Below are 22,437 nucleotides of genomic sequence, written 5' to 3'. Positions count from 1 at the left end.
TTCGTTTCGCTAGAGGCTGGGGATCTGGCCGCCGTCGACGCGGACGACGGAGCCGGTGACGTAGGCGGCCGGGACGCTGCACAGGAAGGCGGCGACGGCGGCGTATTCGGCGGGCTCGCCGAGGCGGCCGGCGGGAATGGCGGCGAGGCTGGCGGCCTCGACGGCGGCCAGGCTGCGCCCCTCGCGCTCGGCCCGCTTCTCGTCGAGGAAGCGGATGCGGTCGGTGGCGATGCGGCCGGGGACGATGACGTTGCAGGTGACGCCGTCCCTGGCGACCTCGCCGGCCAGGGTCTTGGACCAGCCGACCAGCGACAGGCGCAGGGCGTTGGAGAGGGCCAGGCCCGGGATCGGGGCGGCGACGCCGGAGGAGGTGGAGGTCAGGATGCGGCCGAACCGGCGCTGGCGCATGCCCGGCAGGACACGGTCGGTGATGGCGATGACGCTGGCGACCATGGCGTTGAACTGGGCGATCCACAGCTCGGGGTCCTGGCCGGCGGCGGGGGTCGGCGGCGGGCCGCCGGTGTTGTTGATCAGGATGTCGACGGGGCCGAGGCCCGCCTCGATGGCCGAGACGTTGGCGTCGATCACCGAGCGGTCGGCGAGGTCCCAGGCGATCGGCAGGGCCCGCACGCCGGCCGCCTCGCACTCCGCGGCCAGGCCTGCGAGCAGCTCGGCGCGGCGGGCGGCCAGGGCGAGGTTGACGCCCTCCTGGGCCAGGCCCAGCGCGATGGCGCGGCCCAGGCCGCTGCTGGCCCCCAGGACGAGGGCGGTCTTGCCGGCGATGCCAAGGTCCATGGGAGGTCTTTCTAGAGGGCGGCGCGTGGATCGCGCAGGGCGAGCCGGGCGAGAAGGTAGTCCACTTCGGCCTTGGCCGCCGCCGTAAGGACGGGGGCGGGCTTGCGCATCGTATCACTGGCGATGACGCCGCGCCGTTGCAGGACGTACTTGCGGACCGCAAGCCCGACGCCCTGCTGGTGCTCGTAGCGCAGCAGCGGCAGGTGGGCGTCGAACAGGTCATGGGCGTCGTCGCGCCGCCGGGCCTTGGTCATCCCGACCACATCGACCAGCATCTCGGGGAAGGCGTAGCCGGTCATCGCCCCATTGGCCCCGCGCTCGACCTCGAAATCGAGGAACAGGCCGCCGTTGCCGCAGAGGATGGAGATCGGCCGCATCGCGCCCTCGGCCTGGAAGCGGCGCAGGGCGGCGATCTTCTCCAGCCCCGGCCAGTCCTCGTGCTTGAGCATGACGCAGTTCGGATTCTCCTGGACCACGCGGCGGATGACGCCGGGCGCGATCTGCACCGTGAGGGCCAGGGGGTAGTCCTGCAGCACCCAGGGGGTGTCCTCGCCGACGGCCTCGGCGGCCTGGGAAAAGTAGGTGGCGATCTGGTCATCGGTGCGCAGGGCCGGCTGGCCGCCGATCATCACCCCGACGGCGCCGGCGTCCATCGAGGCCTTGGCCAGGCTGGACATGGCGACCAGGCCGGGCGCCGAGACGCCGACGATGATCGGCAGTTTGCTGCGCTTGATGACCCGTTTGGCGAAGGCCAGGGCCTCGGCCGCGTCGAGTTTGGGCGCCTCGCCGAGGATGCCGAGGATGGTCAGGCCGCTGACCCCGGTCTGCTCGTACCAGTCGATCATGCGGTCGACGGAGGCGTCATCGATGGCGCCCTCCGGGGTGAACGGGGTGACGGCGATGGCGTAGACGCCGGCGGTGTCAGCGGTCAGGCGGGTCATGGTTTCACCATCAGGATGCGGGCCTGGCCCTCGCGGCGCCCGTCGGCGCCGCCGTCGATCGAACCGTCGGCGCGCAGGATGACGCCGTGGATGCCGCTCTCCTCGCCGGCGCCGCGCTTGACCTCGACGCCGCGCGCCCTGAGGCCTTCGAGGATGGCCGGGCTGAACTTCTGGGCCTCGCCGTTGAAGTCTGGGCCGCGCGAGACGAGGTTGGGCAGGTCGATGGCGGCCTGCATCGGCAGGCCCCAGTCGAGGACCCCGACCAGGGTCTTGGCGACATAGGCGGGAATGGCGTTGCCGCCCGGCGAGCCGACCGCGCCGACGAACCGGCCCTTGGCGTCGAGGATGATCACCGGGGTCATCGACGAGCGCGGCCGCTTGCCGCCGGCCACGGCGTTGGCGGCGGGGGCGCCGTCCTTCTCGTTCGGGCGGAAGGAGAAGTCGGTCAGCTGGTTGTTGAGGAAGAAGCCCTCGACCATCCGGCCCGAGCCGAAGAAGGACTCGATGGTGGTGGTCATGGAGACGGCGTTGCCCTCGGCGTCGATGACGACGAAGTGGGTGGTGCCCGGGACTTCGGCGGTGGCGTCGATGCCGACCATTCGGGCGCCCGGCGGACGGCCGGCGGCGATCTCCCCGCCCCGGGCTTTCGGGCCGACCTCCCTGGCGCGGGCGTCGAGATAGGCGGGGGTCAGCAGGCCTTCGACCGGCACAGACACGAAGCGCGGGTCGCCGACGTAGCGGTCGCGGTCGGCGTACATCACCCGGCTGGACTCGGCGAACAGGTACCAGGCCTGGGGATCGTCCGGGCCCCGCGCGGCGATGTCGGTGCGCTCCAGCAGGCCCATCAGTTCGAGCAGCCCCACCCCGCTGGCCGGCGGCGAGGGGACGCAGAGGATGTAGACCCGGTAGGGCCGGCAGAGGGAGGCGATCTCCTGCGGCCGGTAGCCGGCCAGGTCCTCCAGGGTCATGGTCCCGCCGAGCGGCGCGGCGCGGGTGCGGGCGACGATCTTCTCGGCGATGGGGCCGGCGTAGAGCACCTTCGAGCCCTCGGCGGCCATGCGGCGCAGGACGGCGGCGTAGGCCGGGTTCTTCAGGAGGTCGCCGGCAGCCAGCGGCTTGCCGTCGGGACCGGAGAAGTAGCGGGCGCCGTCCGGTGACTTGTCGGACGAGGCGAAGCGCCGGATCTGATCGGCCAGCCGGGGGGTGACCACCAGCCCGTCCTCGGCCGTGCGGGCGGTGTCCTCGAACAGGCTGTTCCAGGGCAGTTTGCCGAAGCGGCCCTGCACCGCTTCCAGCACGGCCATGGCCCCCGGGACGCCGGTCGAACGGCCGGCGCGGATGGCGTCCGGCTTCCTGAGCGGCGCGCCGTCGTCATCGAGGAACATGTCGGGCGTCGCGCCCTTGGGAGCCATCTCGCGGCCGTTCCAGGCCGTAACCTTCCCGGTCCTGGCCTCGTAGTGCATCACGAAGCCACCGCCGCCGATGCTGCTCGACTGCGGCTCGGCCAAGCCCAGCATGACCTGTACCGCCACCGCCGCATCGGCGGCGCTGCCGCCCCGGCGCAGGACCGAGAGGCCGGCCTCGACCGCGAGGGGGTTGGCGGCGGCGACGAAGCCGGGGACCGGGGCGCCGGCCTGGGGGGCGGCGGGCGGCGTCTGGGCGAAGGCTGTGGCGTTGAGCAGCGACGAGGCTGCTATCGCCGCCAGCGTCGTTCGAGCCAATTGGACGATCACGAGTCGAACTCTTGAAGGTAGGCTTTGCGGGCGAAGCCGCCGTGAGAGGTCCCTTCTCCCCTCGCGGGAGAAGGTGTCGGCGAAGCCGACGGATGAGGGGGCTCCCAGGTCGTTCAGCTGCGATGAGATGGCGGCGACAGGCTGTGCCCGAGGCCGGTGCGCCCCCTCATCCGACCCCTTCGGGGCCACCTTCTCCCACGAGGGGAGAAGGGAGACCTGAGGCGAACTCACGGCGCCACCGCGAGGGCGCCAGGCCTTCTCGGATCAGCCGCCCCCAGGAACAGGCCCTGGTCGATCATGATCGACTGGGCGCTGCCCATGGTCTGGGAAAACTTCACGGGGTGGCCCATGGCCTTGAGCCCGGCCAGGGTGTCGAGGTTGAAGCCGGGTTCGACCTCCAGGGTGTCGGTCGCCGCCTGGAAGATACGCGGCTGGTGGGTGGCGGCGGCGACGTTCATGTCGAAGTCGACGGCGTTGACGATGACCTGCAGCACCGTGTCGATGATGGTGCTGCCGCCGGGGGTGCCGGTGATCAGCCAGGGCTTGCCGTCCTTGAAGACCATGGTCGGCATCATCGTCGACAGCATGCGCTTGCCCGGGGCCATGGCGTTGAGCGGCAGGGGCTCCCCCTTCTCCAGCGCCTTCACGGTCTGTTCGTGGCTGTAGTTGTTCATCTGGTTGTTGAGCAGGAAGCCCACCCCGGCCGGCATCACCCCCGAGCCGAAGTCGGCGCCAAGGGTGTAGGTGGTGCTGACCGCATTGCCTTGCGCGTCAGCCACCGAGAAGTGGGTGGTGCTGGGGCTCTCGTACTTCCAGGGATCACCGCCGCGCAGCGCCTTGGCCGGCGTGGCCTTTGAGGGGTCGATCTTCTTCGCCTGCTCGGCGCCGTAGGCTTTCGAGGTGAAGCCCTTGAGGGGCGATTTCACGAAGTCGGTGTCGCCGAGGAATTCGTAGCGGTCGGCGTAGGCCAGCTTCATCGCCTCGGCCTCCAGGTGCAGCGACCGCGCGCCCCAGCCCATGGCCTTCAGGTCATAGGTCTCCAGGATGTTGAGCATCTGCAGGAGGGTGGCGCCGCCGGCGCTGGCCGGTGGGGTGGTGTAGACGGTGTGGCCGCGATAGCTGCCGACCAGGGCCTCGCGGACCACCGGGCGGTAGGCGGCCAGATCCTGCGCGGTGATCAGCCCGCCGTGGGCCTTCATGTCGGCGACGAAGCGCTTGGCGATCTCGCCGCGATAGAAGGCCTCGGCGCCGTGGTCGGCAATCTGGCGCAGGGACCAGGCGAGGTCGGGCTGCTTGAGCGTCTCGCCGGCCCGGTACAGGCTTCCATCCGCCTTGTAGAAGGTCTTCTTGGCGTCCTCGCTCTCGCTCAGCCGCTCCCTGCCCCAGGAGAAGACGAAGGCCTCGTCGGGGGTGAGGACGACGCCCTGTTCGGCCAGGGCGATGGCCGGGGCGATCACCGTCTTCCAGGGCAGTTTGCCGTAACGGGCGTGGGCCAGGTGCAGGCCGGCGACGGTGCCGGGCACGGCGGCGGCCCTGTAGCCCTTGGAGGCGTCCGGGCTTTCCTCGCCGTCGCGGTTGACGAAGTCCTCCAGCCTGGCGCCGCGCGGCGCGGTCGAGCGGTAGTCGATGACCACCATCTTCTGCTCGGCGGCCACCCAGATCATCGTGAAGCCGTCGCCGCCGAGGTTGCCGGCCCTGGGCAGGGTCACGGCCAGGGCGAAGGCGATGGCGACGTGGGCGTCGACCGCGTTGCCGCCCTGGCGGAGAACATCGGCCCCGATCTGGCTGGCCAGGGCGCTCTGGCTGACCACCATGCCCTTCTCGCCCACCGTCGGATGGTGGATCGAGGGGTATTCCAGGAGCTGCTTGCGCTGGGCCTGCGCCAGGCCGGAGACCGGCGCGAAGGCCAGCGAAGCGGCGGCCAGGGCGGCGGCAAGGCGGCGGAACAGGGACATGGGACGGCTCGCGTTCACTGGGGGTCAGACGTCCTTGGCGGACTTGTATTCCTCGACGTCGATCTCGCCCTCCCAGCGCGCCACGGCGGTGGCGATGGCCAGGTCGCAGGTGACGTTGGGGACGGTGCGCATCATGTCGAGGATGCGGTCGAAGGGCAGGATGAAGCCGACGATCAGGGCGGTCTGCTCGGGCTGCACCCCGATGCTGGCCAGCACCGCCGGCAGCACGAAGAAGCTGCCCGAGGGCACCGGGGCCGCGCCCATGGCGACGATGGCGATGGTCAGGGCGACCAGGACGTACTGCACCGGCTGCAGGTCGATGCCGAACACCTGGCAGGAGAACAGGGTCAGCATGCCGATGTACATGGCCGTGCCGTCCATGCCGATGGTGGCGCCCAGCGGAAGGACGGTGGAACTGATCGTCGGCTTGATGCCGAGGTTGTCCTCCGCCACCCGGATGGCCACCGGCAGCGTCGCCGAGCTGGAGGAGGTGGAGAAGCCGACCATGATGGCGTCGGCCACCCCGCGATAGAAGGGGATCAAGGGCAGCCAGGCCCCGAGGCGCACCACGGCGCCGTGGGTGATCAGGGTCTGGATCAGCGAACCGATCAGTACGCAGGCGGCCAGCTTGGCGATGTTGGTGAAGATCTCCGCCCCGCCGTTGCCCATCAGCACGCAGATCAGGGCGAAGACCCCAAACGGGGCGACCTCCATGACCATCTCGACGACCTTGAGCATCACCTCCGAGCCGGACTTGAGAATGTTCGCCGCCGGCTCGCCCTCCTTGCCGGCCATGATCACCGCCACGCCGATGACCATGGCGAAGAAGATGATGGAGAGGGTCTCGCCCTCGGCCAGGGATTTGATCGGGTTGGTCGGCACGATGGCGATGAACATCTCCGCCGTGCTCTTGGGCGCCGCCACCACGCCGGGGGTGACCCCCAGCAGGTTGGCGCCCAGGCCGGGGGCGATGAGGGTGGCGATGACCAGGCCGATGGAGACGGCGATGATCGTCGTCAGCAGGTACATGCCGATGGTCTTGACGCCGATGCCGCCGAGCCGGCGCGCATCGCCCAGCTGGGCGACGCCCGAGGCGATGATGAAGAAGACCAGCGGGGCGACGATCATCCGGATCAGGCGGATGAAGACATCCCCGATCCATTTGATGCTGTTGGCGCCTTCGCCCCAATAGAAGCCGATGACGCCGCCCAGCACCAGGGCGACGAGGATCCGTTGCCACAGCGGAATGGCGAACCAGAAGCGCAGGGGCCCGCCCCGCTTGGCCTTGGCGGCGGCGGGGACGGTCGGCTCGGCGGGGGGAGAGGCGGCGCCAGTCATGAAGCTCAGGCCTTCTTTGAACAGTCGTCGAGGGCGGCATGGTCTCTCGCCGCGCTCCGGTTGGCGAGAGGGGCCGGAAAGCCCCTCTCGCCGGACAAGCCCCCGGCGTTCTTCGACTGAAGAGCCGGATCATTCCATCAACGCCTCAGGTCAGGCGGCGATCAGAACCGCTTGCGGACGCTGGCGTAGATCACCCGCCCCCGCGGTGAGTGGAGCTCGCCCATGAAGCCCAGGTCGGAGTCGGCCAGCGGCGGCTGCTCGTCGAACAGGTTGCGCGCGCCGATGCGGAAGCGGGCGCCATCGAGCAGGCCCTCGTCGAAGCTGTACTGGACATAGAGGTTGTGGGTCTGGACCTCGTCGACCACCCAGCGCGTGCCATCGGCCAGGGTGGCGCTGGTGTCCTCCACATCCCCGACATAGGCGGTGTAGTAGCCCGCGCCCCAGTCGCCCTTGCGCCAGGTGACCGTGGCGGTCCAGCGCCACTCCGGACGGCCGTTCTGGCGGATCAGGCTTTCGGCCCCGACGATGGAGATGCTGGGGTCGATGGTCCCGGCCGCCTGGGCGTCGAGCAGTTCCTGCTGCTCCGGGCCGGGGGTCTGGAAGAAGGTCAGCAGCTTGGCGGCGTTGACCTTGACGTCGAAGTCGCCGAGCGGGGTGTCGTCGATGCTGTAGAACACACCGATATCGATGCCCTCGACTTCGCGTGGGCCGAGGTTGCGGTAGTTGTCGATGACGCTGAGGACCGTACCCGGAGCGTTCGCGCGGATGCCAAGACCTGAGCCTGGCAGGCCAGAGGATTCGAACTCGGCAAACTGGGCGTCCGTGGCGGTGGCCCGCATGACGTTCGGATTGGTCAGGCCCAGCGTGCGCAGATAGTAGTCATAGGTCAGGGCGTTGGCGTCGCCGAAGATGCCGATGATGTCAGTCTGCTCCACCTTCCAGTAGTCGAGAGTCGCCGTGAAACGGCCGAAGCGGCGCGGGATGAAGGTCGTCTCGAACGTGACGCCATAGGTCAGGTTCTCCGACTCTTCGGGGGTCAGCTCTTCATTGCCCGAGCGGTTGGAGATCACCGACACCGAACTGGAGCAGGCTTCGAAGTTCGGGATGGTCCCGTTGCGCTCCTGAATCTCGCAGCGGATCCAGTCGGTGCGGCTGTTCGATCGCTGGATGCCCTGTTCGTACTGCTGGGGCAGGTTCGGGGCCCGGAAGCCCTCCGACCAGGCGCCCCGGAACTGCAGGAATTCAAACGGCCGATACGACAGGGCGATCTTCGGCTTCGTGGTGCTGCCGAACAGGCTGTAGTTCTCGTAGCGGGCCGCCAGCTGCATATCGATCGAATAGAGGCCCGGGATCTGGCCCTGCGGGACCAGGGGGATGGCGAACTCGACGAAGGCGGCCTGGACGTTGCGGGCCCCGGAGGTGTCGGGTGTCGGGCTGACCCCCATGACGTCGCTGCCGGTCGTGACGCCGGCCAGGTCAGTGTAGGTGATCGTGCCGTCCAGGCGCTTGTCGCGGTCATCGCCGTAGGTCTCGCGGCGCAGCTCGGCGCCGGCGGCCATGCCGATGTCGCCGCCCCACCATTCGAACAGGCTGGCGTTTGAGACCTTGAAGTCGACCATGGCCATCGAGGTGTGGCTCTCGCGCCGGACCGGCACGATGAAGCTGTCGATGACGCTCTGCGGATTGCCTGAAGAATCCCCCTCGCCGGGGTTCATCGGGTCGCCGCCGTTGAAGGGGTTGTAGGCGGTGTCGGCGGTGGTCCCCGACAGAGCCGCCTGGAACAGGGTCAGGCTGGGCGCCCGCTGCACGTCCTCGGTCTCGGCCCGCGAGTAGACGACGGCCGATTCCCAGTCCCAACCCTTCCACTCGCCGCGCAGGCCGGCGAGGGCGCGGGTGACCATCTGGTCAACCTGATAGGTCTGGGCTCCGGCGTCGACCAGGCGGTAGTCGAGCAGCTCGATCGGCGCCCCGGTGTTGGCGACGCCGGTCAGCAGCGGCAGGCGGTTGGGGCTGCCGACCGGACCGAAGGGGTTCCAGTAGCCGGTGATCGGCACGATGACCCGCTGGTTGCCAAGCGTGGTCTCCTGCTCGCGCGAGCCCTCGGAGGTCGAGCCGAAGTAGCCAGCCTCAGCGAAGAACTCCATGCCGTTGTCGAACTCGTGGTTGGCGAAGGCGAACAGGTTGATCCGCTGCAGTTCGCCCCAGAGGGTCCGCTCATCGTTGGAATTGTAACGCAGGTTGTTGTCGGTGCTGGCCGTCGACAGGGTCGAGTTGTCGTAGCAGACCCCGCCCGACAGCGGCACGATGCAGCCCTCGTTGGTGCTGGGCTGGACGTGGAAGATGCCCGAGCTGGTGAAGCTGGTCCCGTTATAGCTGGCCGTCGTCGTCGAGGCGGCATAGCTGGTGGTCAGCCGCTGGAACTCGCCCCAGGGGGTGTCGGCCGAGTTGTTCTGCCAGTCGGTGTCGCCGGCCCAGGGGCCGGACTTGAACAGGCCGCGCATGTCGGAATTGCGCGAGAACTCGCGGTCGGCGGCCCAGATCGGATCGCGGTCGGTGAAGGCGCCGAACAGGGAGATGTTGCTGCGGCCGCCGTTGAAGTCCTTGCCCAGTTCGAAGGACAGATCCCACTGAGCGCGCTGGCCGGCCCCTTCGGCGACGCCGTATTCGCTCTCGATGGAGAAGCCGTCGAAGCTGGACTTGAGGACGGTGTTGATGACCCCGGCCACGGCGTCGGTGCCGTAGATGGCCGAAGCGCCGTCGCGCAGCACCTCGATCCGCCGCACGCCGGCGACCGGGATGGCGTTGGTGTTGACGGTGGCGACCGGCACCAGGTTCTCGACCTGGATGGCCGGGTGCAGGACCATGCGGCGGCCGTTGAGCAGCACCAGGGTGTTGCCGGTGCCCAGGCTGCGCAGGTTGATCGAGGCGGTGTCGCCGCGGGCGTCGTTGATGCCGCCGGTCGTGCGCGATTCGTTGAAGCTGACGTCGCCGGCCTGCGGAATGGAGCGGAACAGGTCGTCGCCGCTGCTGGCGGCGGTGGCGGCGATCTCGTCCTCGCCGATGACCGTGACCGGCAGGACGCCGGTGGCCTTGTTACCCTTGATCTGGCTGCCGACGATGGTGATCGCCTCGACTTCGGCAGCCTCTTCAGGGGCGGCGTTCGGGTCCGGCTCCTGCGCGAAGGCGGCGCCGGCGAGGAGGCTGGCGGCGGAGGCCAGCAGGGCGGCCTTCCAGGTACGATCGATGATGCTCTGACGGGCCATGCCCACTACCCCCATGTAAAACCCACGCCGGGCCGCTGTTGCGGTCTTGTGTCCGGCCTGTGACAGCATCGCCTCCCGACGGGGCGTCGCCAATAACCTGAGCCTTTCGGTTCGTTCCGAAAGTCATAGCCAACGGCTATACGTCTCACGCAGGTTCGCCCCAGAATCCCGCCGCCGGGGCGCGCATGACGCCGCCCCGCAGCCGCACACCCTCCGGCCAGTCGCCGGCCAGCCACCAGGGGCCGTCGAGGTCGACGAAATCGGAGGCGCCGGCGATGTGCAGGGCCGGGGCGATGGCCAGGGACGAGGCGACCATGCAGCCGGTCATCACCTGGAAGCCCAGCGCGCGGGCCGCCCGCAGGGTTTGGATGGCCTCGGTCAGGCCGCCGGTCTTGTCGAGCTTGATGTTGACCGCCTGGTATCGGCCCTTGAGCCGTTCGAGGTCGTCGGCCGTATGCAGGCTCTCGTCGGCGCAGACAGGCGCGGGCGGATCGAAGCCCTCCAGGTCGCCGTCGGCGTCAGCCGGCAGGGGCTGTTCGATCAGGGCGACGGGCAGGCGGGCCAGCAGGGGCCGCAGGTCGTCGAGCAACGATCGGGTCCAGCCCTCGTTGGGATCGACGATGAAGCGGGCGTTCGGCACGGCGGCGGCGACGGCCAGCAGCCGCTCGTCCGGCCGGTCGGCGTCGAGCTTGATCTTGATCAGTGGCGCGTCGCTGCTGGCCCGGGCGGCGGCGGCCATGGCCGCCGGCTCGTCCAGGCTGAGGGTGACGGCGCAGACCAGGCTGGCGGGGCGGGGCAGGCCGGTCATGGCGGCGACCGAGACGCCGGTCTCCCGCACCCTGAGGTCCCAGAGGGCGCAGTCCAGCGCGTTGCGGGCGGCGCCGGCCGGCAGCATGCCCAGGACCGCCGCGTCCGGCTGGCCGGCCTCGAAGGCGGCCAGGACGGGCCCCAGCTGATCCAGCACCCCCTCGGCGCTCTCGCCGTAGCGGGGATAGGGGCAGCTCTCGCCCCGGCCGCAGGCCTCGCCCCGCCGCAGCTGAACGATCACCGTCTCGGCGGCGGTCTTCACCCCCCGCGAGATGCGGAAGGGCGCCTTCAGCGGCCAGTGCTGGCGGCGGACGGTTGCGTTGCGAAGCATGAGATCAGCCGATCGACGATGAGGTGGGTTCCGTGGGCGACGGGGTCCTGGCAGGGCAGGCCCAACCGGTCCGAGACCTCGGCGCAGAGATCGAGGGCCGCGCCGGCATTCATCGCCGAGGTGTTGAGGGCGACGCCGACCGCGATGACATGCGGGTTGGTCAGGCGGGCGGCCTCGAGGTTTCGCTCCAGGCACAGCGCCAGGTCGGGCACCGGATGACCCGGCACGCCTCGCATGTGCGGCCGGCCGGGCTCGTGGCAGAGGACCAGGGCGTCCGGCTGAGCGCCGTGGATCAGGCCCAGGGTCACCCCGGCATAGGAGGGATGGAACAGCGAACCCTGCCCCTCGATCAGGTCCCAGCCGCCGTCGTGGCGGGCCGGCGAGATGGCCTCGACGGCGCCGGAGATGAAGTCGGCGATCACCGCGTCGACCGGTGCGCCGTCGCCGGTGATCAGGATGCCGGTCTGGCCGGTGGCGCGGAAGTCGGCGGCCAGGCCGCGCCGCCGCATCTCCTTCTCGATGGCGAGCGAGCTGTACATCTTGCCGACCGAGCAGTCGGTGCCGACGGTCAGCAGCCGCCGGCCAGCACGGGGAACGCCCTTGCCGACGACGAGATCGGCCGGCGGCTGACGCACATCGGTCAGGCGGCGGCCGAGGCGCTGGGCCGCCTCGCGGATGGCGGGGACGTCGCTCAACCGCTGGTGCAGGCCGCTGGCCACGTCGAGGCCGGCTTCGAGCGCGGCGAGCACGACGGGGATGGCGGCAGGACTGAGCACGCCGCCGGCGTTGGCTTCGCCGATGATCAGGGTCCTGGCGCCTTGCGCGGCCGCCTCTTCGACAGTCAGGTCCGGGAGGCCGAGGCTGACCGTGCAGCCCTCCAGCCTAAGTTGGCCCAGGCATCGGTCCGGCCGCCATTCGGCGACGCCGCGCGCGGTCTTCACCGCCAGCGGATCGGTCGCGGCGCCCAGGTAAAGGAGGTAGGGGGAGGCAATCATGGCGCCCTTCCGCATGGCCGTTGAACTGGCGCGGACTATTCTGCCGCCCAACTGCCCGGGGCAATGTCAGAGACAGGGGTATCCCATAGCTTCAGGCTAAGGGACGCGGACCTCTTCCAGCACGTCCTTCATCACCTTGACGAAGTTTTCCGACAGGTTGGACAGCGGCCGGTCTTCCAGGTGCATGCAGTAGACGCCGAACGCCAGGGCCGGTTCCAGCGGCCGAAAGTCGATCAGCTCGGAGGCCTCGGCCCGGGCGGTGAACTCGTCGACCACCGCCACCCCGACCCCGTGCCGCACCAGCGAGGCGGCCATGTAGAAGGTCGAGACGGTTATGGGCTCGTTGATGATCAGGCCCCGCCCCTCGACCTCGGCCGAGAAGATGTCGCTGACCGGGCCGGTGGCGCCCGAGCCGATGTAGTTGCGGCTCTCCAGACTCTTGAGGTCCAGCCGGGCCGGCGGCTGGTCGCCGAACTCGCCGCGCCGGAACATCATCATCAGCTCGCCCGAGCCGATCTGGAAATTGTTCACGCGCGGGTGGGCGATGGAATCGTAGGCCAGGGCCATGTCGACCTCGTGCTCGTACAGCGAGCGCAGCACTTCGTCGTAGTGCAGGGTGCGGAAGTCGAAGGTCACCGTCGGGTGCTTGGCGCGGAAGCGGGCCACCGCCGCCGGGGCGACACCCAGGCCGAGCGCCGGCAGCACGGCGGCCCGGATGTGGCCGCCCTCGCCGAGCTTGAGGTTGCGGGCCGCCTGCTTGAGCGAGTCGAGCCGCTCGAAGACCTCCTTCACCTCGCGGAACAGGGCGTGCGCCTCGTCGGTCGGGGCCAGCCGGCCCTTGACCCGGCGGAACAGCCCAAAGCCCAGCTGATCCTCGGCGTGCTTGAGCACCTTGCTGACCGACGGCTGCGAAACGTTCAGCGCCCGGGCGGCGGTGCTGATCGAGCCGTGGGCGTAGACCGCGTGGAAAACTTCGATGTGACGAAGGCGCATACGGCCTGTTTAGCCGACGTTCAGGGCCCGTATGCAACATTACCGAAAAGATCGGTGACCCCGGCCTGATTTCGGAGAACCCTGGGGCCATATCAGCGTTGAACTTCCCGTTGGGACTGACGGGCGAAAACAGGAGATGGATCGTGGCGCGTAAACGCCCCAAGGGGGTGCTGGAACTTGGCTGGGCCTGTATCGAGAGCGCCGCCAACGGCCGCTTCGAGCATGTGCCGACCGCCGAGCTCTACGAGGAGAGCGTCGTCAAGCGCATCTCCATGCCCTGCGGCGGCGACCACGGCTGGACCCTGTCGGCCCTGACCACCCCCCGCGACAAGCCCGCGCCCTGGAAGATCGTCGTCGTCACCGGCGCGCCCAGCTGGGCCGAGTACTGGGCCCCTGTGCTGGCCGAACTGCCCAAGGACCGTGAGATGGTCGTCGTCGACCGCCCCGGTTACGCCGGCAGCGAGCCGGTGGAATACGTCGGCGACATCCGTGTCCAGGCCGAGGCGCTGATGCCGTTGCTCGAGGTCGCGCCGGGCCAGAAGCTGCTGCTGGTCGGCCAGTCCTACGGCGCCGCCATCGCCAGCCTGATGGCCGCCCGCCGGCCGAAGGCGCTGAGCGGCCTGGTGCTGCTGAGCGGCTACCTCGGCGATCCGGGGCCGACCGCCCGCATGCTGGTCAAGCTCGGCCTGGTGCTGCTGCGCTTCCTGCCCGTGCCGCGCGACCTGCGCAACGCGGTGCTGGAGGTGGCCGGCCAGCCGGGCCAGATGATCCACATGCGCCAGGCGCTGGAACGGATCGGCGTGCCCATCCACCTGATCCACGGCGACCTCGACGACTTCGCGCCGATTGAGACGGCCGAGTCCCTGATCAAGGAGGTCCGCGCCGCGCGGCCCATGCGTTTCCGCCGCGTGCCGGGCGGCAACCACTTCCTCAACGACGGCCCGGCCAGCGCCTTGATCGCCGAGCTGGAAGCCTGCCTGCCGGAGCCGCAGTCGGTGTTCGCCACCTTGGCCGAACGCCTGAGCGAAGCCGCCGACCTCGCCCGCTCCCTGTCGGTTGGCCTGTTCGGGCGCAGGAAGACGGTCACGGCCTGACGTGGTATGGTCAAAGCCATGACACACGACCGCATTGAGCAGATCGCCGGTGTGATGGACGGAAGGCCCGTGATCAGGGGCACCCGCATTCCCGTCGAGCTGATCCTTCGAAAGTTTGCCGCTGGGCATTCGCCGGACGAGCTACTGCTCGACTATCCGCACCTGACCCATGCGGACCTGATGGCGGTCTTGGCCTATGCCGCCGACCATATCGCGCATGAAGGCTTCGTGGCGGTCGCCTAGCCTTGCGCCTTTTGCTCGACGAGTGCTGCTCCGCGCGGCTGGTCGCCGCGCTTCGGGAAGCCGGGCACGACGTCGTCTACGTTCGCGAGACCTATCCGGCCGTCTCGGACGACCGCGTCATTGAATTGGCGCGTGACTTGGATCGCGTTCTTGTCACCGAGGATTTCGGATTTGGAGAACGCGCGGTTCGCTATCGGGAGCCGGTGCCAGGCTTGATCACGCTGGCCTTCGGGCGCGAGCCGGCCGTCGAACAGATCGCGATCGTCCTGGCTCAACTCCAGGCCGGCGAGGAGACCCATCGCGGTCGGGTCACGACCATCGATGGGACACGCACTCGGGTCAGGCCGCTCTAACCCCCTACTCCGCCGCCACCCGCGCCGGGCTCGACACCATGCCTTCCAGACGGCCGCGGATCAGATCCTCGGCCTCGCTGATGATGCGGTCGATCAGCTCCTTGCAGCTGGGGATGTCGTCGATGATCCCCTGGACCATGCCGGCCGACCAGATGCCGCCGTCGGTGTCGCCGTTGGCCAGGGCGTCGCGGCCGCGGGTGCCGGCGACCAGGTGCATGACGTCCTCGAACTTGGCGCCGCCGGCCCGCTCGATCGACACCACCTCCTGGCTGACCTGATTGCGCATGACGCGGGCGGTGTTGTGCAGGGTGCGGAAGATCAGGTCGGTCTGGCGCTCGTCGTTGGCCACCATCTGCTGCTTGAAGCTCTCCGGGATCGGGGCCTCCTTGGTCACGCAGAAGCGGGTGCCCATGTTGATGCCGTCGGCGCCCAGCGCCAGGGCCGCGACCAGGCCGCGGGCGTCGCCGAAGCCGCCCGAGGCCAGCATCGGGATCTTCACCCGGTTGGCCGCGGCCGGGATCAGGATCAGGCCGGGGATGTCGTCTTCACCGGGGTGACCGGCGCATTCGAAGCCGTCGATGGAGATGGCGTCGACGCCCATCCGCTCGGCCGACAGGGCATGGCGGACGGCGGTGCATTTGTGGATGACCTTGATGCCGTGCTGCTTGAAGTGGTCGACGTGTTCCTGCGGCTTGTAGCCGGCGGTCTCGACCATCGTGATGCCGCTCTCGATGATGGCGGCGCGGTATTCGGCGTAGGGCGGCGGCTTGATGGCCGGCAGGATGGTCAAGTTCACCCCGAACGGCTTGTCGGTCAGGTCCTTGGTCCGCTGGATTTCCTTGGCGAGATCCTCCGGCGTCGGCTGGGTCAGGGCGGTGATGAAGCCGAGCGCCCCGGCGTTGGCGACGGCGGCGACCAGCTCGGCCTTGCCCACCCACTGCATGCCGCCCTGGGCGATCGGATGCTCGACGCCGAACAGCTCGGTGAAACGGGTGCGAATGGCCATGGCGGTCTCCCAAACGTTTGTTTGGAAGACCTTATCGGCAAATCACCCGGCGTCAGGCAAGAGCCGATTCTCTACTCGCCGCTCCGCGCCACCTCGCGGGCCAGCAGGGACTGCAGGCCGAGCAGCAGGGGCGCGGCTGCCTTGGGGTCCAGGCCCGGATGGCCGAGGGTGCGGATGGCGGCGACGTGGACCGTGATCGGCGGCGCGTCGGGCTTGCCGGTGCGCCGCTGACGGTCGACCAGGTCGCACAGGCTCCAGGCCGCCTTGGCCAGCGCCGGCAGGTCGGGCGGGCAGATGTCGATGACGTTGGCCGAGGCCCGGTAGACGTCGTCGAGCCAGGCCTCGCACAGGGGATCGGCGGCGGCCGTCTCCAGGGCGACGATCGCCTCGACCAGCAGGGCGCGGCCCTCCTCGCGCAGGCCGGCGGTCTCGGCCTCGGCCGCGCGCAGGGCGGCCAGGACGGTGCGGCCGCCCTTTTCGCCGACCAGCTTCGACAGGGTGGAGACGCGGCGGATGATGAGGGCGCTCATGAGCCGGTCTCTTCGTTGGCCGCGGCCTGTTTGCGCAGGAGATAGGCCCGGCGCTCTGGCTGGCCTTCGGGCAGCACCGGGTCGTTGAAGCGGCGGTCGGGGCCGACATAGTCGCCGGCCTTCACGAAGGGGCGCGGGTCGCGCGCCATCCACAGGATGCGCTCCAACAGGACGGCCGCCGTGATCGGCCGGGTGATGATGAAACTGGCTCCGCAGTCGCGGGCCTTGGCCACCTGCGATTCCCGGGTATGGCCGGAGATCATCAGGGCCGGGGTGTAGGCGTTGGGCTCGAGGCCCGAACGCCGCAGCCAGCTGACCAGGTCATAGCCGTCGGGGCCCGGCATGTCGCAATCGACGATCAGGAGGTCGACCGAAAAGGACTTCAGAATCTCCACCGCCGACTCGCAGTCGTTGCACAGGTAGCGGGTCTGGATGCCGAAGCCGAGCAGGGTCTGGGTGGTCAGGCGCAGGGAGAAGTTGTTGTCGTCGATGACCATGACGACGGCCTTCGACAGGTTGAAGATCGTGCCCATCGTCAGGCCGGTTTCGCCGACCGAAGGCGCCGATGACGTCGATGTCTGTTCCGCTGCGCTCATGCTCGACCTGATCCCCGGGCGCAACCTGCCCCCGGGGGGTCACCGAAACCTTAACTGGAGGCCCCGCCACACCCAGCCTGGGGACAGTTTTTCCTGCCCTGCCAGGGATTTAGGCACAATTGTCGCAGGCGGCGGCGCCGAGGGTCATCCAGCCAGGCATTGTCCCGCCGCGAGCTTGCGGTCGGCCTCGGCCTTGGCGGCCAGGGCGGCGTCGCCGGCCGCCTTGGCGACGGCGTCGGTGATGTCGAAGCCGCCGACGGTCAGGGGCTTGCCCTCCTCCATGACCTGGATCTCGACCCGGCCGCCCTTAGCCAGCTGGGTGATGACGCCCGCCGCCTTGCGCGCGTCGGCCAGGCCGCCGGGGCCGAGCGCCTCGATATCGGAGGAGCCCAGGCCGGCCATGGCGTTCTCGAACTGATCGGCTTCCATGACCTTCGGCGCCGACACCTTGCTGGCGTCCGCCGACCAGACCAGTGCGCGGGACGGGCCGGCCTTGAGCAGCAGGCGGTGCTTGAAGACCGGATCGGGCTTTCCCAGGAAGCCGGCCATCGAGACCATGCCCAGGTTGGCGTAGGCCGGCGCGGCGATCACGACCTTGCCGAGGGCTTCGGCGTCAGGGCGCTTGCCATACTCGAGGATGACCACCCCCTTCGACGGGAACGCAAGGCGGCTCATGTCGACATTGACCTGGTAGGCGGCGTCCTTGTCCTCTTCGGGCAGCATCACCTGGTAGGTGTAGGTGGTGACGGTGTCGAACAGCTTGCCGTCGGCGCGGGTGTAGGCGACGTATTTGACGGCCCAGCCGGCCCCGCTGCGGAACGCCTTGCATTCCTTGGTCTGGGCGGCGGCGGGCGCGGCGACGCACAGGGCCGCGACAGCGGTCAGAGCAGTGATCAGGCGCATGGAAATCTCCCCCTGGCGGCGAAGGGATCATGGCTGGACCCCGGATGCAACGCGCCCCGAATTTGGGGGGCAGGCCGGCCAGGGCCCGAGTATCGAAGCGGCGACCATTATACCGCCGCCTGCCCGACCAACAAAAAAGGCTGTCGTCGCCCGGATGCCGCTGAAAGCGGGCCAAACCCCCGGCCCCGTTGGCTTTGGCGTGGGTCCGGGCGCTGCGATGGTGGCCCGGGGCGTTGGTCAGCGGGTTGGTCGATGCGCCGGGTTTGTTGGTCGAAAGGTCTGCGCGGCGACCAACACCTCCGGCCGGGCGCACGGCGGCGGCCCTCAGGACGGGTGAATATGTCTATACATATTGCGCAAAGCCCCGGCGGGCGGGCGTTTTGCGCCGGATGAACACCGGCCCAGACGTCGAAACAGCCTAGGCCGGCGCGGTGCGGCCGATGGCGTAGTAGCGCTCGGCCCGCTGGGCCAGCAGCTGCTCAGGGGAGAGGTTCAGGAGCAGCTGCAGCTCGTCCTCGATGACCTCGCCGACCAGCCGGATGGCCTCGGCCGGGTCGGAGTGGGCCCCGCCCGGCGGCTCGTCGATGATGCGGTCGACCACCCCGGTCTTGATCAGGTCCTGGGCGGTGATGTGCATCTGGGTGGCGGCGTCCTTGGCCCGGGCCCCGTCGCGCCACAGGATGGAGGCGGCGCCTTCGGGGCTGATCACCGAATAGATGCCGTGCTCCATGATCAGCACGCGGTTGGCGGCGGCGATGCCGATGGCCCCGCCGCTCATGCCTTCGCCGGTGACGGTGGCGATCATCGGGACTTTTAGGGTCAGGCAGCGCTCGGTGCCGCGGGCGATGGCCTCGGCCTGGCCGCGTTCCTCGGCCCCCAGGCCCGGATAGGCGCCGGCGGTGTCGACGAAGCTGAGCACCGGCAGGTTGAACTGCTCGGCCATGTCCATCAGGCGGACGGCCTTGCGGTAGCCCTCGGGCCGGGCCATGCCGAAATTGTGCTTCAGGCGGGTGGTGGTGTCGTGGCCCTTCTCCTGGCCGATGACCAGCACGGGCACGCCCCGGAAGCGGCCGAGGCCGCCGAGGATGGCCTGGTCGTCGGCGAACTTGCGGTCGCCGCGCAGCTCGACGAACTCCTCGATCAGGCCGCTCAGGAAGTCGACGAAGTGGGGCCGTTCGGGATGGCGGGCGACCTGGGTCTTCTGCCAGGGATCGAGCTTGGAATAGGCCTCGCGGCGCAGATCGTCGAGGCGGGCGCGCAGGGACTCGACCTCGGTCTCGAAGGAACTGGCGCCGGCCGCGTCGGAGAGCTTGGACAGCTCCTCGATCTTGCCTTCCAGTTCGGCAATCGGCCGTTCGAACTCGAGATAGTGATGGACCATAGTTCGCCTAACGCAGCCCGTTCCGAAAGGTGGCGAAACTAGTCGCTGTCCGCCGCCGATGGAACCCATATGCCGCGATTCTGAGCCCGGCGGGGTTGGGAGGCGACCCGAGGCCGCCTCCCGCCCGGATCAATAGACGAAATTGACGTGGCTGACGTGGTTCCCCGTCAGGGTGATGGTCATGTCGGCGACGCTGTCGCCGTTGACGTCAGCCTTCAGCAGGGTGCTGGCCCCCGACAGGCTGAGGGTCATCTGGCCGGCCACGCCGGTGAAGGCGGCGACCTTCACGAAGGCCTGGTCGCCCCCTGTCCCGGTGTCGGCGTCGATGGCCGACAGGTCGATGAAGTCCTCGGCCAGCAGGTCGGTGATGGTGTCCCGACCGGCGCCCGCCACGGTGCTGTCGGCAAGGTCGGTGTAGACGAAGGTGTCGACGCCCGTCCCACCGGCCAGGAAGTCCTTGCCCGCGCCGCCGGTCAGCACGTCGACGCCGTCGCCGCCGAACAAGGTGTCGTTGCCGATGCCGCCGGTCAGGGTGTCGTCGCCCTCGTCGCCGTTGACGGTGTCCGCCCCGTCCTCGCCGTGCAGGACGTCGCCGTCCAGCCCGCCGCTAAGGGTGTCGGCCGCCGCCCCGCCCCAGACCTGGTCGGCGCCGGCCCCGGCGGTGACGGTGTCGGCTCCGGCCCCGCCATGGACGGTGTCGTCGCCGCCACCGCCCTCGATGACGTCATTGCCGCCGTCGCCGCCCAGGATGTCGGCCCCGTCGCCGCCGTCGATGGTGTCGATGCCGCCGCCGCCGGCGATCAGGTCGTCGCCCTCGAAGCCCCACAGGCTGTTGGCCTGGCCGTTGCCGGTCAGGCTGTCGTCGAGGACCGAGCCGCCGACGTTCTCGACATTGTAGATCCGGCCCATGCCGGAAAAGCCGTCGTTGAGGATGCGGCTGGTGGCCAGGTTGACCGCCACCCCCATGTAGCCGTTCTCGACCTCGGCGATGCCGTCGCCGTTGGTGTCGCGCAGCCGGGTCAGGGTGAACTGGGTCAGGGTGTCGATGCCGTCGCCGCCGTCGAGCCGGAACGGCGCATCGTCGACCTGGATGTCATCGTCGCCGCCCAGGGCATAGAGGGTGTCGCCACCGCCGATCAGGAAGAGGTTGCGCTGGTCATCGCCGGTGAAGTGGTCGGCGAAGCGGGTATGCGAGCCCAGGCCCTCGATCGAGCTCATGGTCTCGGCGTTGCCGAAGCCGTCGTTGGCGATGGTCTGGGTCGAGAGGTTGGCGACCACGCCCTGGGTGGCGTCGGCGTTGTAGAAGCTGACCCGGTCGAAGCCGTCGCCGCCGATGAAGGTGTCGGCCCCGCTGCCGGTGCGCAGCAGGTCGTCGCCGTCGCCGCCGTCGAGGGTGTCGTTGCCGCCGCCCGCGCGGATCTGGTCGAAGCCGCCCAGGCCGATCAGGACGTTGCTCTGGGCGTCGCCGAACAGGACGTCGTCGAAGTCCGTGCCGGTGACGTTCTCGACATTGTAGATCAGGCCGCTGTCGCCGAAGCCGTCGTCATAGATGCGATTGGCCAACAGGCTGACGAACACCCCGGCCATGGCGTCCTCGGTGTCGGGGATGCCGTCGGCGTTGTTATCGACGATGCGGAAGGCCGAGAATTCCAGACTGTCGACGCCGTCGCCGCCGTCCAGGCTGGCGGTCGCCCCGGCTAGCAGGATGTCGTCGTCCCCGGCCCGCGCGTCGACGGTGTCGCCCGTGCCGGCGTAGATGAAGTTGACGCCGCTGCTGCCCAGGAAGGTGTCGCCGAACAGGGTGCCGAGGCCGACGCCCTCGATGGAGGTCAGGCTCTCGACGTTGCCGAAGCCGTCGTTGAGCACCTGCTGGATCTCCAGGTCGACATAGGCCGCCTGGGTCGCCGCCGCCTCGAACAGGCTGATGCGGTCGAGGCCATCGCCGCCGATGAAGGTGTCGACGCCCTCGCCGCCGCGCAGCAGGTCGTCATGCGCCCCGCCGATCAGCCAGTCGTCGCCGCCCCCGCCGCGCAGATTGTCGTCGCCGTTGCCGCCGTCGAGGGTGTTGGCGCCGGTGCTGCCGATGAGGACGTCGTTGAAGCCGCCGCCGGTGGCGTTCTCGATGCTGATCAGGGTGTCGCTGCCCAGCACCGTGGTTCCGGCGGCGTCCAGCCGCTCGCCGTAGCCGGAGCTCAGGACGACGGTCACCGAACCGGCCGCATCGGTGTAGTCGGCGTTGTCGATGCCGGCCCCGCCGTTGAGGATGTTGGTCCCGTTGCCGCCGTTCAGCACATCGTCGCCGGCATAGCCGCCGTCGTCGGTCTGGGTGATCGGGCCGGAGGCGCCGACCAGGGCGAAGTCGATGGCGAACTGGCCGTCGCCGAGCAGCAGGTCGTCGCCGTCGCCGCCGAACAGGCCATCGTGGCCGTCGCGGCCGGCCAGGATGTTGGCGCCGGTATCGCCCCGCAGCACGTCGTTGACGACGGAGCCGGACAGGTTCTCGATGCCGCTCAGGGTCATCAGGCCATGGCCGGTGTCCTGGGCCGCACCCTGCAGCGCCAGGCTGACGATCACGCCCTCGAAGCCGGCGGCGCCGATGTCGCCGTTGCTGAAGAAGCTGACAGTGTCGGTCTCCGTGCCGCCGTCCAGGGTGTGATTGCCCTGGCCGACTTCCAGGAGGTCGTCGCCGCCGCGGCCCGACAGCACGTCGTCCCCCGAGGTCCCGCCGGGACCGGAGACGCTGCCCCACAGCCAGTTGGCGCCGCCGTCGCCGCTAAGGGTGTCGCTGTAGATGGTGCCGGAGAGGTGCTCGATGTTGAACAGGGTGTCGAAGCCGTGGCCGGTGTCCTGGGCCACGCCCTGGAGGGCCAGGTCGACCGTCGCCCCGACCTGCGGGTCGGTCGGCAGCAGCGCATAGGCTGCGCGATCGAAGCCGGCGCCGCCGTCGAGGACGTCGTCGCCTTCGCCGCCCTGCAGATAGTCGTCGCCGTCGCCGCCGAGGGCGGTGTCATTGCCGTCGCGGCCGCGCAGGATGTCGTCGTCCGCGCCGCCGTCGAGAATGTCGTCGCCGCCCTGGCCGACCAGGATGTCGACCCCTTCGAGGCCGGTGATGGTGTCGCTGTCAGGGGTGCCGACGAGGTTGTCGTCGCCGGAGGTGCCGATGATGTCAGCCATTTTTTG

17 protein-coding genes and 1 pseudogene are annotated in these 22,437 nt (G+C 69.4%); 3 read left to right on the top strand and 15 right to left on the bottom strand.

All coding sequences use genetic code 11. The features are described from left to right. Positions 1-9 precede the first annotated feature (9 nt). From AC1RSK_RS01645 to AC1RSK_RS01605, 9 genes are all read right to left on the bottom strand, one after another. The gene (locus AC1RSK_RS01645; protein WP_492904937.1) at positions 10-795 is read right to left on the bottom strand and encodes an SDR family oxidoreductase; all 786 of its coding nucleotides are present in this window, start codon (positions 793-795) and stop codon (positions 10-12) included. Between the two features lie 11 nt (positions 796-806). After that, positions 807-1,736 carry a dihydrodipicolinate synthase family protein gene (locus AC1RSK_RS01640; RefSeq protein ID WP_492904936.1) on the bottom strand — a complete coding sequence of 310 codons (930 nt, stop codon included), beginning with the start codon at positions 1,734-1,736 and terminating at the stop codon, positions 807-809. Beyond that, complete coding sequence (locus AC1RSK_RS01635; protein ID WP_492904935.1) at positions 1,733-3,469, bottom strand: gamma-glutamyltransferase family protein; 1,737 nt, start codon at positions 3,467-3,469, stop codon at positions 1,733-1,735. The genes AC1RSK_RS01640 and AC1RSK_RS01635 overlap by 4 nt, the downstream gene beginning before the upstream one ends. 227 nt (positions 3,470-3,696) lie before the next feature. Then, positions 3,697-5,424 carry a gamma-glutamyltransferase gene (gene ggt, locus AC1RSK_RS01630; RefSeq protein WP_492904934.1) on the bottom strand — a complete coding sequence of 576 codons (1,728 nt, stop codon included), beginning with the start codon at positions 5,422-5,424 and terminating at the stop codon, positions 3,697-3,699. 24 nt (positions 5,425-5,448) lie between these two features. Beyond that, positions 5,449-6,762 (bottom strand): dicarboxylate/amino acid:cation symporter, encoded by a 1,314-nt coding sequence (locus AC1RSK_RS01625; RefSeq protein WP_492904933.1) that lies wholly within the window; start codon positions 6,760-6,762, stop codon positions 5,449-5,451. Between the two features lie 161 nt (positions 6,763-6,923). Further along, positions 6,924-10,025 carry a TonB-dependent receptor domain-containing protein gene (locus AC1RSK_RS01620; protein WP_492904932.1) on the bottom strand — a complete coding sequence of 1,034 codons (3,102 nt, stop codon included), beginning with the start codon at positions 10,023-10,025 and terminating at the stop codon, positions 6,924-6,926. Positions 10,026-10,170: 145 nt separating this feature from the next. Continuing rightward, the gene (gene dgcA / locus AC1RSK_RS01615) at positions 10,171-11,163 is read right to left on the bottom strand and encodes an N-acetyl-D-Glu racemase DgcA (RefSeq protein ID WP_492904931.1); all 993 of its coding nucleotides are present in this window, start codon (positions 11,161-11,163) and stop codon (positions 10,171-10,173) included. Beyond that, positions 11,121-12,158 carry an N-acetyltransferase DgcN gene (gene dgcN, locus AC1RSK_RS01610; RefSeq protein ID WP_492904930.1) on the bottom strand — a complete coding sequence of 346 codons (1,038 nt, stop codon included), beginning with the start codon at positions 12,156-12,158 and terminating at the stop codon, positions 11,121-11,123. The genes dgcA and dgcN overlap by 43 nt, the downstream gene beginning before the upstream one ends. Before the next feature lie 96 nt (positions 12,159-12,254). Next, entirely contained in the window at positions 12,255-13,151 is an 897-nt protein-coding gene (locus AC1RSK_RS01605) for a LysR family transcriptional regulator (protein ID WP_492904929.1), read from the bottom strand. Between the two features lie 143 nt (positions 13,152-13,294). Here AC1RSK_RS01605 and AC1RSK_RS01600 point away from each other — a divergent pair, with 143 nt between their 5' ends. From AC1RSK_RS01600 to AC1RSK_RS01590, 3 genes are read left to right on the top strand one after another with little or no spacing between them, the layout of a single operon-like run. Further along, positions 13,295-14,245, top strand: a complete 951-nt coding sequence (locus AC1RSK_RS01600) for an alpha/beta fold hydrolase (RefSeq protein WP_492904927.1) — start codon at positions 13,295-13,297, stop codon at positions 14,243-14,245. Between the two features lie 6 nt (positions 14,246-14,251). Further along, positions 14,252-14,488, top strand: a complete 237-nt coding sequence (locus tag AC1RSK_RS01595) for a DUF433 domain-containing protein (protein ID WP_492904925.1) — start codon at positions 14,252-14,254, stop codon at positions 14,486-14,488. A gap of 2 nt (positions 14,489-14,490) precedes the next feature. Further along, a complete protein-coding gene (locus AC1RSK_RS01590; protein ID WP_492904924.1) occupies positions 14,491-14,841 on the top strand; it encodes a DUF5615 family PIN-like protein in 351 nt (116 codons plus the stop codon). A gap of 4 nt (positions 14,842-14,845) precedes the next feature. Here AC1RSK_RS01590 and AC1RSK_RS01585 read toward each other — a convergent pair. From AC1RSK_RS01585 to AC1RSK_RS01560, 6 genes and pseudogenes are all read right to left on the bottom strand, one after another. Continuing rightward, a pseudogene (locus AC1RSK_RS01585) lies at positions 14,846-15,853 on the bottom strand (NAD(P)H-dependent flavin oxidoreductase); the annotation flags it as partial. Between the two features lie 65 nt (positions 15,854-15,918). Next, positions 15,919-16,377 (bottom strand): hypothetical protein, encoded by a 459-nt coding sequence (locus tag AC1RSK_RS01580; RefSeq protein ID WP_492904922.1) that lies wholly within the window; start codon positions 16,375-16,377, stop codon positions 15,919-15,921. After that, a complete protein-coding gene (locus AC1RSK_RS01575) occupies positions 16,374-16,973 on the bottom strand; it encodes a response regulator (protein WP_492904920.1) in 600 nt (199 codons plus the stop codon). The genes AC1RSK_RS01580 and AC1RSK_RS01575 overlap by 4 nt, the downstream gene beginning before the upstream one ends. A 144-nt stretch (positions 16,974-17,117) precedes the next feature. Then, positions 17,118-17,876 (bottom strand): hypothetical protein, encoded by a 759-nt coding sequence (locus AC1RSK_RS01570; protein WP_492904918.1) that lies wholly within the window; start codon positions 17,874-17,876, stop codon positions 17,118-17,120. A gap of 418 nt (positions 17,877-18,294) precedes the next feature. Beyond that, a complete protein-coding gene (locus tag AC1RSK_RS01565) occupies positions 18,295-19,257 on the bottom strand; it encodes an acetyl-CoA carboxylase carboxyltransferase subunit alpha (RefSeq protein WP_492904916.1) in 963 nt (320 codons plus the stop codon). A 129-nt stretch (positions 19,258-19,386) separates the two neighbouring features. After that, the gene (locus AC1RSK_RS01560) at positions 19,387-22,431 is read right to left on the bottom strand and encodes a hypothetical protein (protein ID WP_492904914.1); all 3,045 of its coding nucleotides are present in this window, start codon (positions 22,429-22,431) and stop codon (positions 19,387-19,389) included. Positions 22,432-22,437 lie beyond the last annotated feature (6 nt).

The organism is Caulobacter sp. GW821-FHT11A05 (genome assembly GCF_058809015.1).
Note: the sequence above shows the minus strand (reverse complement) of the source record. Positions and strands in the feature narration are given on the sequence as shown.

Bases quoted from the DNA above. Each gene is read 5' to 3' on its own strand.
- AC1RSK_RS01645 (WP_492904937.1), bottom strand. From the start codon at position 795: ATGGACCTTGGCATCGCCGGCAAGACCGCCCTCGTCCTGGGGGCCAGC.
- AC1RSK_RS01640 (WP_492904936.1), bottom strand. From the start codon at position 1,736: ATGACCCGCCTGACCGCTGACACCGCCGGCGTCTACGCCATCGCCGTC.
- ggt (WP_492904934.1), bottom strand. From the start codon at position 5,424: ATGTCCCTGTTCCGCCGCCTTGCCGCCGCCCTGGCCGCCGCTTCGCTG.
- AC1RSK_RS01625 (WP_492904933.1), bottom strand. From the start codon at position 6,762: ATGACTGGCGCCGCCTCTCCCCCCGCCGAGCCGACCGTCCCCGCCGCC.
- AC1RSK_RS01620 (WP_492904932.1), bottom strand. From the start codon at position 10,025: ATGGCCCGTCAGAGCATCATCGATCGTACCTGGAAGGCCGCCCTGCTG.
- dgcA (WP_492904931.1), bottom strand. From the start codon at position 11,163: ATGCTTCGCAACGCAACCGTCCGCCGCCAGCACTGGCCGCTGAAGGCG.
- dgcN (WP_492904930.1), bottom strand. From the start codon at position 12,158: ATGATTGCCTCCCCCTACCTCCTTTACCTGGGCGCCGCGACCGATCCG.
- AC1RSK_RS01605 (WP_492904929.1), bottom strand. From the start codon at position 13,151: ATGCGCCTTCGTCACATCGAAGTTTTCCACGCGGTCTACGCCCACGGC.
- AC1RSK_RS01595 (WP_492904925.1), top strand. From the start codon at position 14,252: ATGGTCAAAGCCATGACACACGACCGCATTGAGCAGATCGCCGGTGTG.
- AC1RSK_RS01580 (WP_492904922.1), bottom strand. From the start codon at position 16,377: ATGAGCGCCCTCATCATCCGCCGCGTCTCCACCCTGTCGAAGCTGGTC.
- AC1RSK_RS01575 (WP_492904920.1), bottom strand. From the start codon at position 16,973: ATGAGCGCAGCGGAACAGACATCGACGTCATCGGCGCCTTCGGTCGGC.
- AC1RSK_RS01570 (WP_492904918.1), bottom strand. From the start codon at position 17,876: ATGCGCCTGATCACTGCTCTGACCGCTGTCGCGGCCCTGTGCGTCGCC.
- AC1RSK_RS01565 (WP_492904916.1), bottom strand. From the start codon at position 19,257: ATGGTCCATCACTATCTCGAGTTCGAACGGCCGATTGCCGAACTGGAA.
- AC1RSK_RS01560 (WP_492904914.1), bottom strand. From the start codon at position 22,431: ATGGCTGACATCATCGGCACCTCCGGCGACGACAACCTCGTCGGCACC.